Below are 12,834 nucleotides of genomic sequence, written 5' to 3'. Positions count from 1 at the left end.
CAGGAAGTGGGGTGGATCTTCTCGCCCCGCTTCCTTTCTGTATGAAGACGGGAGGGGAGCCATGCCCAAGTCCGGCATCGAGCAGCAGATCATCGACGCCCTGGAGGCCCGCGCGGCCGAGCGCGGCGTCGACGTCGTTGACGTGGAGGTCGTCGGCGCGACCAAGGCGCCGTGCGTGCGCGTGCGCATCGACCACGCCGACGAGTCTCTGCCCACCATCACGCTCGACGAGGTGACCGAGGAGACCGAGTGGATCTCCGCCGCCCTCGACGAGCTCGACCCGATTCCCTCCAGCTTCACCCTCGAGGTCTCGAGCCCGGGCATGGCGCGCCCGCTGCGTCGCCCGCACGACTTCGAGCGCTTCGCCGGGTCTACGGTGGCGCTCTCGCTCGTCCCCGGCGAGGGGCGGCGGCGCTACACCGGCACCCTCCTCGGCATCGAGGACGGCACGGTGAGCCTCGAGGTGGACGGCGCGCGCGTGGACATGCCGTTCGACGACGTCAGGAAGTGCACGATCAAGCCCGACTTCCCCGCCTAGGGAAGCTCCGGAGAGACGAAAGGAACCCACATGGCCTCTGAGATGATGGCAGCCCTCGAGCAGCTCTGCGAGGAGCGGCACATCGACCAGCTCGACCTCATCACCCGCCTCGAGCAGTCGCTCGCCAAGAGCTACGCCGACGTGCTCCACCTGCCCTTCGGCGCGCGCGTCACGATCGACCGCGCCACGGGCAAGGTCTACGTCTACGAGCTCGTGCCCAAGGGCGAGGAGGACCCCGAGACCGGCGAGTACAGCGAGTTCGACGAGGTCGACGTCACCCCGGCCGACACCTCCCGCATCGCCGCCCAGCACGCCAAGGCGGAGATCCGCGCCATCGTGCGCAACGCCGCGCGCGTCCAGATCTACGAGGAGTTCTCCCAGCGCGTCGGCGACATCATCACCGGCACCGTGCTGCAGTCCACGCCCGACTTCACGATCATCAAGATCCGCGAGGGCGTCGAGGCGGAGCTGCCCCACTTCGACCAGCGCCGCCACCCCGACGAGCGCAACGAGCGCCCCGCCGGCGAGCGCTACAGCCACAACCAGCGCATCCGCGCGATCATCATCGACGTGCGCGACCCCAACTCCACGCAGCCCGTCGTGCGCGGCGAGCGCCAGCGCCCGCCCATCGTGGTGTCCCGCACCCACCCCGACCTGCTGCGCCGCCTCTTCGAGCTCGAGGTCCCCGAGGTCTACGACGGCGTCGTGGAGATCCGCAGCATCGCCCGCGAGCCGGGCGTGCGCTCCAAGGTGGCCGTCTCCTCCAACGACGACCGCCTCGACCCAGTGGGCGCCTGCGTGGGCCCCAAGGGCAGCCGCGTGCGCACCGTTGTCTCCGAGCTGCGCGGCGAGCGCGTCGACGTGGTCCTGTGGAGCGACGACCCGGCCCGCTGCGTGGCCTCGGCGCTCTCCCCGGCGCGCGTCTCCCGCGTGGTGATCGACCCCGAGACCGGCTACGCCACGGTGATCGTCCCCGACGACCAGCTCTCCCTCGCGATTGGCAAGGAGGGCCAGAACGCCCGCCTCGCCGCGCGCCTCACCGGCCTGCACATCGACATCAAGAACGAGTCGCTGGCCGCCGGCATCCTGCGCGACCTGCCGCGTGCGACCGTCGAGGACGAGCCCTCCGACGACGGCGAGTCCCACCGCTGCGAGTACGTGGGCCCCACGGGCATCCAGTGCCGCAACATGGCGCGCCCGGGCTCGCGCTTCTGCGGCGTCCACGAGGAGCTGGCCGCCGCCGAGGTCTCCTCTGACCCGGACTCGCTCATCTAGCACGCAAGGCAGGCGCCCACACGACTCTCTGAGGCGACACGCCTCATGCTTGGAAGGTAGGTCACATGGCAAAGACGCGCGTACATGACCTCGCGAAGGAGTACGGCATCTCCAGCAAGGAGATGCTCGGCCACCTCCGCGACCTGAAGATCCCGGCGAAGTCGGCCTCCTCGACCCTCGAGGACGCCTACGTGTCGATGGTCCGCAAGAAGCTCAAGCCCATCCTCGAGGCCCACGCCGCCGAGATCGAGGCGCAGAAGCGCGCCGAGGAGGAGGCCAAGGCCGAGGAGGCCCGCATCGCCGCCGAGAAGGCCGAGGCGGAGCGCATCGCCGCCGAGGAGCGCCGCGAGCGCGAGCGCGCCGAGGAGGAGCGCCGCCGCGCGGCCGCGGAGGCCGAGCGCAAGGCCAAGGAGGAGGCCCGCGCCGAGGCCGAGCGCAAGGCCAAGGAGGAGGCCGAGAAGAACCGCGTGCGCGACAACGCGCCGAAGTCCGTCCCGTCCTTCTCGTCCCTGCTCGACCAGATCGCGCAGCAGGAGCAGATCCTGAAGCAGCAGGCCGAGGAGGCCGCCCAGAAGAAGGCCGCCGGCCAGGGTCGCGGCCAGCACCGCGGCGAGCGCGCCCGCACCGAGTCCCGCTCGGCGGCGCCGGCCTCCGCTCCCGCCCCCGCCTCCGACGCGAACGGCCGCCGTCGCGGCAAGAAGGGCCGTCGCGGCGACGAGGGCGAGGACCGCTACAGCCGCATGGCCCGCGAGGCCGAGGCCTACAACCGCAGCCGCGTGCTGGAGGAGGCCCGCGTGGCCGTCGAGGAGGCGTCCCGCGAGTCCACCGGCCGCCGCAAGCGCCGCAAGGAGCGCCGCCAGAAGCAGGCCGAGGAGCACGCGATGGAGCAGCGCATCGAGGAGGCGCTCGCCAACGACCAGGACCTCTCACAGCTCGACACCGTGAAGGTCCCGCAGGGCTCCACCGTCCAGGAGCTCGCCGAGCTTCTCGGCGTGCCCGCCAACGACATCATCAAGCGCCTCTTCCTGCTGGGCACCCCGCTCACGCTCACCGAGTCCATGTCCGACGAGCTCATCGAGCTCGTGGCCGACGACCTCGGGCGCGACGTCAAGGTCATGACCAAGGAGGAGGAGAACTCCTTCACCTTCTACGACGACCCGGCCGACCTCAAGCCGCGCCCGCCGGTGGTCACCGTCATGGGCCACGTCGACCACGGCAAGACGTCGCTTCTGGACGCCATCCGCCACACGGGCGTGGCCGAGGGCGAGGCCGGCGGCATCACGCAGGCCATCGGCGCCTCCCAGGTCACGATCAACGGCCGTCAGATCACCTTCATCGACACCCCGGGCCACGAGACCTTCACGGCCATGCGCGCCCGCGGCGCCAAGGTGACCGACATCGTCATCCTGATCGTGGCCGCCGACGACGGCGTCATGCCCCAGACCGTCGAGTCGATCAACCACGCCAAGGCGGCCGGCGTGCCCATCATCGTGGCCGTCAACAAGATCGACAAGCCCGGCGCCAACCCCGACAAGGTGCGCCAGGAGCTCACCGAGTACGGCATCATCCCGGAGGAGTGGGGCGGACAGAACATGTTCGTCAACATCTCCGCCAAGAAGAAGATCGGCATCGACGAGCTGCTCGAGACCGTCCTGCTCCAGGCCGACGTGCTGGAGCTCAAGGCCAACCCGGACACCTTCGCCTCCGGCAACGTCCTCGAGGCCAAGCTCGACCGCGGCCGCGGATCGGTGGCCACGGTGCTCGTTACCCGCGGCACCCTGCGCATCGGCGACGCGCTCGTGGCCGGCATGTCCTACGGCCGCGTCCGCGCGATGCTCGACCCGAAGGGCAACGCCGTCACCGAGGCGGGCCCCTCCGACGCCGTGGAGATCCTGGGCCTCCAGAGCGTGCCGATGGCCGGCGACGAGTTCCGCGTCTTCCGCGACGAGCGCGACGCGCGTGACCTCGCGGACCAGCGCGCCCTCAAGGCCCGCATCGAGGAGCAGAACCGCGTGAAGCACGTCACGCTCGAGAACCTCTTCGACACGATGGCCGACGCCGAGGTCAAGGAGCTCAACCTCATCATCAAGGCCGACGTCCAGGGCTCGATCGAGGCGCTCCAGGACTCGCTCGACAAGATGGACCAGTCCGAGGTCCGCATCAACACGATCCACTCTGCCGTCGGCGCGATCACCGAGACCGACGTCACCCTCGCGGACGCCTCCAACGCCATCATCATCGGCTTCGGCGTGCGCCCGGAGGCCAAGGCCAAGTCCGCGGCCGAGCGCGACGGTGTTGAGATTCGCACCTACAGCGTCATCTACAAGGCGATCGAGGACATCGACGCCGCCCGCATCGGCATGCTCAAGCCCACCGAGGTGGAGGTCCAGACCGGCGTCGCCGAGGTCCGCGACACCTTCAAGGTGCCCAAGGTCGGCATCGCCGCCGGCTGCATGGTCCAGGAGGGCGAGATCTCCCGCGACGACCAGGTCCGCCTCGTCCGCGACGGCATCGTCGTCTACGAGGGCAAGATCGCCTCGCTGCGCCGCTACAAGGACGACGTCAAGAGCGTCAAGGCGGGCTTCGAGTGCGGCATCGGCCTGGAGAACTTCCAGGACGTCAAGCCCGGCGACCAGATCGAGGGCTTCCGCATCGACCAGGTGGCCCGCACCGAGTAGGCGCCTCTCTGGGGCGGGGCCCGCGCGGCCCCGTCCCGCTTGGAGCATGAGACATGAAGCAGAACCAGCACTCGAGAAGAACCAACGAGCAGGCGCGCGTCAAGCTCGCCAACATCCTGCTCTTCGAGATATCCGACCCCGACCTCGCGCTCGTCACCATCACGGGCGTGGAGGTCTCGGTCGACAAGTCCTACCTGCGCGCGTACGTGAGCTGCGACGCGGAGCGCTACGACGAGGTCACCGCCGCGCTCGCGCGCGCCAAGGGCCGCATCCGCTCGCTTCTGGGCCGCGCGCTCGGCTGGCGGGTGACCCCGGAGCTGGACTTCCGCATCGACACCACGACCGACGAGGCTGAGCGCATCGGGCGCGCCCTCGAGGACGTCCCGGCGACGCTCGCGGTGGAGAAGGACGAGTTCGGCTACCCGCTCGAGCCGTCCGGCGAGAAGGACGAGGGGTAGGGGAGCATGCTGTGTGACGAGGCGACCGTCGTCGCCCAGGCCCCCAGCTTCGACGCGGTGACGCGGCTCGTCGAGGCCGCCCGCACGATCGCCGTCTGCGCGCACACCTCGGCCGACGGCGACGCCCTCGGCTCCGAGCTCGCCCTCGTCGAGCTCATCGAGCGCCGCTGGCCCGAGAAGCGCGTGAGCGCGCTGCTCGCCGACGACGACGTCGTGCCCCGCATCTACCAGTTCCTGCCCGGCGCCGAGCGCCTCGTGCGCGCCGTGGACTACCGCGAGGACCCCGACCTCTTCGTCTGCGTGGACCTCTCGCAGCCGGGCCGGCTCGCCGACGCCCGCGCCGTCCTCGAGCGCTCCGGGCGCGTCGCGGTGCTGGACCACCATCCGTCGGCCGAGGCCTTCTGGGACGCCGGCGTGGTGCGGCCGGACGCGGCGGCGACGGGTGTGATCGTGGCGGAGTACGCGCTCCACCTCGGCGCCGAGCTCACGCCCACGATGGCCCAGAACCTGCTCTGCGCCCTCGTCACCGACACCGGGCGCTTCCAGTACCAGAACGCCAACGGGGAGGCCTTCCGCGTCGCGAGCGCGCTCGTGGACGCCGGCGCCTCGCCCTCGGAGGTGTCGCTGCACGTCTATCAGAGCGACCGGCTGAGCTACCTGCACCTCTCCGCCACGGTGATGGGGCGCATCACGACCTTCGAGCAGGGCCGGATCGCCTACAGCTACGCCACGATGGCCGACCTCGAGGCCAACGCCGTGCCGGTGGCCGAGTGCGACGGCCTCGTGGACATCGTGCGTCGCGTGGACGGCTGCGAGGTCGCGCTCTTCCTCAAGGAGGTGCCGGGCGGCAAGGTGCGCGGCAACCTGCGCGCCAAGTCCGACCGCGACATCTCGGTCGTGGCCCGCGAGATGGGCGGCGGCGGCCACCCGGCGGCGGCCGGCTTCACCGTGGAGGGCGACATCGACCGCGCGCTCGCGGTGGTCCTTCCCAAGCTCCGCGCCCTCTACGCGACCGACGGGGAGGCGCGGTGAGCCGCCGCCCGAGCGCGTTCTCTGCGCTCGTCGCCATAGACAAGCCCGCCGGCCTCACGAGCCACGACGTCGTCTCCCGGGTGCGCCGCGCCGTGGGCGAGCGCCGCGTGGGGCACGCCGGGACCCTCGACCCGGCCGCGACCGGCGTGCTCGTGGTGGGCATCGGGCAGGCGACCAAGCTCCTCGGCCTGCTCACGCTCGACCGCAAGGGCTACCGCGCCACCGTCTCGCTCGGCGCGCAGACCACGACCGACGACGCCGAGGGCGAGGTCGTAGCCGCCGCCGACGTGCCGGCGGAGCTGCTCGACCCCGCGCGCGCCGCCGCCGAGGTCGCGCGTCTCGTGGGCGAGCATGAGCAGGTCCCGCCGCGCTTCTCGGCCGTCTCCGTCGGGGGGCGCCGCGCCTACGACGCCGCCCGGGCGGGCGAGGAGCTGGAGCTCCGGCCGCGTCCCGTGACGATCTTTGGCGCCGAGCTCGTGGAGGTCCGCCCCGAGGAGCGCGCCTGGGTCGTCGACCTCGACGTCTCCAAGGGCACCTACGTCCGCAGCATCGCGCGCGACCTGGGTCTGGAGCTGGGCTGTCTCGCGCACGTGGGCGCGCTCAGGCGCACCTTCTCCGGGCCCGTGACGCTCTCCGACTGCGTGGAGCTGGACGAGCTCGCCGAGGGAGGCGCCGCTCTCGTGCGCGAGCGGGCGCTCGACCCCGTCGCGACGCTCGGGCTCCCGGCGCGCGACCTCGCGCTCGAGGAGGTCGCCGACGTCACGTGCGGCCGGCGCATCCCCGTGGGCACGCTGCGCTCCGGTGCCGCCCCCTCGCCCGGGGCGCGCGTCGCGCTCGTCTTTGGCGGCGCGCTCGTCGGCATCTGGCGTCGCGAGGGCGCGCGGCTCGTCTGCGAGTCCAACTTCCCCCAGGGCATCGAGGGAGTCCGCTGATGGGCGAGAAGAACCTCGAGCAGCAGCTCCTCGCGCTCTCGCCTGACAATCCCATCGGGGGCGTCGGAGGTGTTCCTCCGAAAAGTGCGCTGCGCGGAACTTTTCTCCGGAACACCTCCGACGCCCTGGTGGGCGTTGCTCGGAGAGTGGGGCTGCACGGGTTCAAGAAATCTGTTTGCGTGATCGGGGCGTTCGACGGGGTGCACGTGGGGCACCGGGCGCTGGTCGCGCGGGCGCGCGAGGAGGCGCTCGCGCGCGGCGACGAGCTCGTCGTGGTGACCTTCTCGCCCGACCCGTCCGTCGTCCTGTGCCCGGAGCACCCGCAGAAGCTGCTGCTCTCTGACGAGGCCCGCCTTCGCGCCCTGCGCTCGGTCGAGGGCGTGGACCGGGTGGTCGTGCTCGACTTCACGCCCGAGCTCGCGGCTCTGCCGTATGAGCGGTTCGTGCGTGAGACGCTCGGCGAGCTCATGGACCTGGACGTCATCGTGGTGGGGTCGGACTTTCGCCTGGGCGCCGGCGGCGCGGGCACGGTCGAGGCCCTCGCCGAGCTGGGGCGCGCGGACGGCTTTGGCGTCGTGGGCATGGCGCTTCTCGACGAGGGCGGCGCGCCCGTGACGGCCACGCGCATCCGGGGCCTCCTCGGCGCCGGTCGCGTGGAGGCGGCCGCCGGCCTGCTCGGGCGCTGCCACGTCGTCCCCGGCGAGGTCGAGCACGGACGCGGGGAGGGGACGGGCTTCGGCTTCCCCACGGCCAACGTGCGCGTGCCCGCCGAGCTGTGCCTGCCCGCCGAGGGCGTCTACGCCGGCTACGTCATCTGCGACGACACCGCGTGGCCAGCGGCGATCAACGTGGGCAAGCCGAGGTCCTTCTCGCCCGGCGAGGAGGGCGCCCCCTTCCTGGAGGCCACGCTGCTGGGGTTTGAGGGCGACCTCTACGGCGCGCGCGTGGAGGTCGCCTTTGCGCGCTGGCTGCGCGAGCCGAGGTCCTTCTCGTCCGTGGGCGAGCTCGAGCGCGTGGTGCTCGGAAACGTGTCCTGGGTGCGTGCTACGCTTGGCGAGCGGGGAATCTCTCTGAGGGGGGAGGCGTTCGCGTGATCACCGACGAGGACAAGGAGAAGGTCCGCCAGGCGACGGACTTCGTGCAGCTCGTGGCCGAGACCGTCGAGCTCAGGCAGCGCGGGCAGGAGTTCTGGGGGTGCTGCCCCTTCCACGGGGAGAAGAGCCCCTCGTTCAAGGTGAACCCGCAGACGGGGCTCTGGCACTGCTTTGGCTGCGGGGACGGCGGCGACGTCTTCTCCTACGTGCAGCGGCGGGAGAACCTGGACTTCCCGGACGCGATCCGCTACCTCGCGGACCGCGCCGGCATCGAGCTCACGGAGGAGCGCGGCGCCCGGCGGGGCCCGCGCAAGACGCGCCTCATGGAGGCCCTCGGCGCGGCCGAGGAGTTCTACCACACGATGCTCATGCGCGGCAGGGGGGCCGGTCCCGACGAGGCGCGGCGCTACTTCGCGGGACGCGGCTTCGGCTCCGCCGTGTGCCGGCGCTGGGGGCTCGGCTTCGCGCCCGGGCGCGGCGCGCTCGTGGCCCACCTGCGCGAGCGCGGCTTCACGGCGGCCGAGATGGTCGCCGCCGACCTGGCGCAGGAGCGCTCCGGGCGCCTCGTCGACCGCTTCTACGAGCGCGTGATGTTTCCCATCCACGACGAGCAGGGCCGCACGATCGCCTTCGGCGGGCGCGTCATCGGCGCCAAGCGCGACAACGTGGCCAAGTACGTGAACACGCGCGACACCGCCGCCTTCAACAAGGGCAAGCACCTCTTCGCCTACGACCGCGCCAAGGAGGGCATGGCGGCGACGGGGGAGGCCATCGTCTGCGAGGGCTACACCGACGTCATCGCCATGCACGAGGCGGGCTTCACCAACGCGGTGGCCGCCCTCGGCACGGCCTTCCGGCTGGACCACGTGCGCCTCATGGAGCGCCAGCGCGTGAGTCGCATCGTCTGCCTGTTCGACGGCGACGCGGCCGGCCAGCGCGCGGCCGAGCGGGCGATCCGCTACCTGGACAAGACCTCGGCGGCACTCATGTGCGTGGTGCTGCCGGACGGCCAGGACCCGATGGAGTTTCTCGCCGCGCACGGGGCCGACGAGCTGCGGCCCATCCTCGCCGCCGCGCGCCCGCTCATGGACTTCGTCTTTGAGAAGCGCCTGGAGGGCTACGACCTCTCGGCGCCGGGGCGGCGCGTGCGCGCGCTCGAGGACATGGCCGGGGTGCTCGCCCCGCTCAAGCGCTCCGTCCTGCTCGACGAGTACGCGACGCGCCTGGCCGACGCGCTCGGCATGGACGTGGCCGAGACCAAGCGCGCCATCCGCGAGGCCCCCGTGCGCGAGCTCGACGAGGAGCGCCCGGCGAGAAGGACGCCCGCGCCCGCCCCCGCGCGCCGGGAGGCCCCGGCGCCGACCCCCGACGGCGAGGCCCCCGACGACTACGTCCCGCTCGAGGCCTACGATGCGGCGCCCGCAGCCCCGGAGCCCGCCGGGGGCGGGGACGCCCCGGTCGGCACGGTGCGGCTCTCGGCCGACGAGCGCATGCAGCTCTCCGCGGAGCGCGAGCTGCTCAGCGCCATCGCGCAGCGCCCCGACGCGATGCGCCCCTTCGGCGCGCGCATCGCCGGGCTCCTCTGGTGCGACGAGCGGCACGAGGCCATGGCGTGGGCCATGCTCTCCACGCCCGAGGGCACCTCCCCGGCCGAGGTCGTCGCCGCCGCGAGCGCCGTGGTGGCCGACGCCCCCCGCATCCTCTCCGGCGGGCGCGTCATGGACGAGGACGAGCTCTCCGACGAGCAGAAGCTCGAGTTCATCGTCGACACCGCCGAGCTCTGCTCGTGCCGCCGCCGCATCCGGCAGATTCGCGCGCAGCTGCGCTCGGCGGAGGGCGAGGAGTCCGAGCGCCTCTTCTCCGAGGCGACCGAGCTCCAGCGGCGCTCGGGCGAGCTCTCCGCGCGGCTCTCGTCCGGATTCTCCGAGTAACTTTTGGGTATAATCTCGAAGGTTTATGCGTCGAAAGGATATCCGTGGCTGCCAAGAAGACGAACGACGACATCAAGCTCTCCGACGACCTGGCCAAGGTCGTGGACGGCCTCGTGGCGGGCGCCTCCTCCTCGAGCGTGAGCGAGGACGACATCCAGCTCGCCATCAAGGACATTGACGTCGACTCCGACGAGCTCTCCGACCTCTACGACGCCCTGCGCACCCGGGGCGTGGAGGTCAGCGCCTCGCCCGCGACCGAGGGCGGGGAGGACTTCTCCGCCGACGTCTCGGTCGGGGACGGCTTCGACGACGAGGACACGGACTCCGTCGACTCCTTCGACGACGAGGAGGGCGAGGAGTCCGAGAGCGTCGCCGAGGCCAAGATCGTCAAGGAGGCGCTGCGCTCCGTCCCCAAGGCGCGCGTCGCCAAGCCCAAGCGCTCCTCGCGCGCCCGCGCGCGCCGTCAGGACACCTCCACGGCCATGCTCACCGGCGACCCGGTGCGCATGTACCTCAAGGAGATCGGCAAGGTGGACCTGCTCACCGCCTCCGAGGAGGTCAACCTCGCGATGAAGATCGAGGCGGGCACCGACGCGACCGAGAAGCTCGAGGCGGCCGAGGCCGGCGAGCTTGAGCTCACCCGCGCCGAGCAGCGCCGCCTCATGCGCATCGAGCAGGTGGGACTTGACGCCAAGCAGCAGCTCATCTCCGCCAACCTGCGTCTCGTGGTGTCCATCGCCAAGCGCTACGTGGGTCGCGGCATGCTGTTCTTGGACTTGATCCAGGAGGGCAACCTCGGCCTCATCCGCGCGGTCGAGAAGTTCGACTACACCAAGGGCTTCAAGTTCTCCACCTACGCTACCTGGTGGATTCGTCAGGCCATCACCCGCGCGATCGCCGACCAGGCGCGCACCATCCGCATCCCGGTGCACATGGTCGAGACCATCAACAAGCTCATCCGCGTGCAGCGCCAGCTGCTGCAGGACCTGGGCCGCGACCCCACCCCCGAGGAGATTGGCGCCGAGATGGGCATGAGCCCGGACCGCGTGCGCGAGATCCAGAAGATCTCCCAGGAGCCCGTCTCCCTGGAGACGCCGATCGGCGAGGAGGAGGACTCCCAGCTCGGCGACTTCATCGAGGACTCCACCGCCGTCGCGCCGCCGGAGGCTGCGTCCGACTCGATGCTGCGCGAGCAGCTCGACCAGGTGCTCGACGGACTGGCCGACCGCGAGCGCAAGGTCATCAAGTTCCGCTTTGGCCTGGAGGACGGCCACCCGCGCACGCTCGAGGAGGTCGGGCGCGAGTTCGGCGTGACGCGCGAGCGCATCCGTCAGATCGAGAGCAAGACCCTGGCCAAGCTGCGCCACCCGAGCCGCAGCGGCCGCCTCAAGGACTACATGGAGGACTAGGCATGTCTCCCCACCAGAAGCGATTCAAGATCGTCTCCCTCGTCATCCTGTTCGTCGCGCTGGTCGAGGTCGTGTGCGGCGTCCTGCTCCTGCTGGGCTCCCCGCTCGCTGCGGGAATCCGCGTGAGCCTGGGCGACGGCGCTTCCTACGACGGCGCCACCGCCGCCGAGGTCCTGGGCGTGCTCGCCGTGGTCGTGGGCCTCTACTGCCTCATCGTGGGCGTCACAGGCGCGCGGGCGGCCAACAGCCCGCGCAACGTCGGCAAGTTCAACGCCCTGTGCGCCGTGATGCTCGTCGCCTCGCTCGTCCAGGTGGGGCTCGGCGTCACCACCGGCCAGGTCGGCTGGGTCGAGGTCCTTCTCGCCGTGCTCGGCGTCCTTGGGCTGGTCTCTGCTCGCACGGCCCACAACGAGGCGCTCGACCGGTAGGGGAGTTCCCGGTCCGATGCTTTTCGCCGCCCTCGTGTCCTGCGGGGGCGGCGTTTTTCTGCCGCCGTGACCTCGCGCGGAGGGGCGCGGCAAAATTACTCCAAAATGAGGCTTGCGCGACGCGAGCGCATCTGTATACTGTTCTCTTGTGCGCACGATACATTCCCCGGTGGCGCAGTGGTAGCGCAGCTGACTGTTAATCAGCGTGTCGTAGGTTCGAATCCTACCCGGGGAGCCAGAGACTGAGGGACCGGGGCCGCGAGCCCCGGTCTTTTTGTGTCGCCGTTGTCCGCAGCGTCATTATTGCGCAACACGGATCCCGTCCCGTTGGGCTACCATGTGCAGAGGGACGTGCGTCCCGCTCTCGGATGTCACAAGAGGGATCGGAGCCAACATGGGATTTCTCGATAGCATGCAGTCGACGTTCAACCGCGGCGTCGCCGCCGCCGGCCGCACGACCGACTCGGTCAAGCTCAAGGCGCAGATGACCGACGCGCTCAAGCGTCGCCAGAGCTTCGCCGCCCAGCTCGGCGCGAGCCTCTACGACCTGACGAAGAACGACCCGTCTTTCCGCGCCGGCCGCGAGGCGCTCTATGACGGAATCGCTGCCATCGACATGGAGCGCGCGCAGATTCAGGCTGAGCTCGACCGCATCGAGCGCGAGAGCCACGCCGCCCAGACTGCGGCGACGCACTTCTCCTGCCCGTTCTGCGGGTCCCAGGTGAGTGCCTCCGACGTCTTCTGCTCGGGCTGCGGCAAGCCCATGGCCGAGATCCAGTCCGCCCTCGCTGCGTCCCAGGCCGCTGCTCAGGCCCCCGCCGCCCCGGCCAACTGGGCCGGCCCGAAGTGCCCCGTCTGCGGCGCCCCCATGAACGAGGGCGACCTCTTCTGCATGAACTGCGGCAACAAGCTCGACGCGCCCGCAACCGCGCCCGCCCCCGCTCCCGCGCCTGCACCCGCACCCGTGCCCGCTCCGGAGCCTGTTGTCGCTCCCGAGCCGGAGCCCGTTGACGAGCCCGTCCCGGCGCCGGCCCCCGAGCCTGTCTCTTATACACATCT

At 71.1% G+C, this 12,834-nt stretch carries 10 protein-coding genes and 1 tRNA gene; all 11 read left to right on the top strand.

What is annotated here, in order from left to right; translation table 11 throughout:
- The first annotated feature begins 61 nt into the window (after positions 1 to 61).
- A complete protein-coding gene (rimP, locus tag H6A07_RS07845; RefSeq protein WP_204814373.1) occupies positions 62 to 538 on the top strand; it encodes a ribosome maturation factor RimP in 477 nt (158 codons plus the stop codon).
- Between the two features lie 30 nt (positions 539 to 568).
- Positions 569 to 1,813 (top strand): transcription termination factor NusA, encoded by a 1,245-nt coding sequence (nusA, locus tag H6A07_RS07840; protein WP_204814372.1) that lies wholly within the window; start codon positions 569 to 571, stop codon positions 1,811 to 1,813.
- A gap of 65 nt (positions 1,814 to 1,878) precedes the next feature.
- Positions 1,879 to 4,491, top strand: coding sequence for a translation initiation factor IF-2 (gene infB, locus H6A07_RS07835; RefSeq protein WP_204814371.1), 2,613 nt, complete (start codon positions 1,879 to 1,881; stop codon positions 4,489 to 4,491).
- Between the two features lie 53 nt (positions 4,492 to 4,544).
- Complete coding sequence (rbfA, locus tag H6A07_RS07830; RefSeq protein WP_204814370.1) at positions 4,545 to 4,949, top strand: 30S ribosome-binding factor RbfA; 405 nt, start codon at positions 4,545 to 4,547, stop codon at positions 4,947 to 4,949.
- A 6-nt stretch (positions 4,950 to 4,955) separates the two neighbouring features.
- A complete protein-coding gene (locus H6A07_RS07825) occupies positions 4,956 to 5,981 on the top strand; it encodes a DHH family phosphoesterase (protein ID WP_204814369.1) in 1,026 nt (341 codons plus the stop codon).
- A complete protein-coding gene (gene truB / locus H6A07_RS07820; protein WP_204814368.1) occupies positions 5,978 to 6,913 on the top strand; it encodes a tRNA pseudouridine(55) synthase TruB in 936 nt (311 codons plus the stop codon). Before H6A07_RS07825 ends, truB begins: the two co-directional genes overlap by 4 nt.
- Positions 6,913 to 8,007 (top strand): bifunctional riboflavin kinase/FMN adenylyltransferase, encoded by a 1,095-nt coding sequence (gene ribF / locus H6A07_RS07815; RefSeq protein WP_204814367.1) that lies wholly within the window; start codon positions 6,913 to 6,915, stop codon positions 8,005 to 8,007. The genes truB and ribF overlap by 1 nt, the downstream gene beginning before the upstream one ends.
- Positions 8,004 to 9,938, top strand: coding sequence for a DNA primase (gene dnaG, locus H6A07_RS07810; protein ID WP_204814366.1), 1,935 nt, complete (start codon positions 8,004 to 8,006; stop codon positions 9,936 to 9,938). The genes ribF and dnaG overlap by 4 nt, the downstream gene beginning before the upstream one ends.
- A 44-nt stretch (positions 9,939 to 9,982) precedes the next feature.
- Positions 9,983 to 11,347: an RNA polymerase sigma factor RpoD gene (gene rpoD, locus H6A07_RS07805; protein ID WP_204814365.1), complete on the top strand. Its 1,365-nt coding sequence runs from the start codon at positions 9,983 to 9,985 to the stop codon at positions 11,345 to 11,347.
- Between the two features lie 2 nt (positions 11,348 to 11,349).
- Positions 11,350 to 11,775 carry a hypothetical protein gene (locus H6A07_RS07800; protein WP_204814364.1) on the top strand — a complete coding sequence of 142 codons (426 nt, stop codon included), beginning with the start codon at positions 11,350 to 11,352 and terminating at the stop codon, positions 11,773 to 11,775.
- A 163-nt stretch (positions 11,776 to 11,938) separates the two neighbouring features.
- Positions 11,939 to 12,013: transfer RNA gene (locus H6A07_RS07795), tRNA-Asn, on the top strand.
- Positions 12,014 to 12,834 lie beyond the last annotated feature (821 nt).

This window comes from Olsenella uli (assembly GCF_016899935.1).
In the GTDB taxonomy this organism is placed as follows: domain Bacteria; phylum Actinomycetota; class Coriobacteriia; order Coriobacteriales; family Atopobiaceae; genus Thermophilibacter; species Thermophilibacter uli_B.
This window is presented reverse-complemented; position numbering and strand designations above follow the sequence as displayed.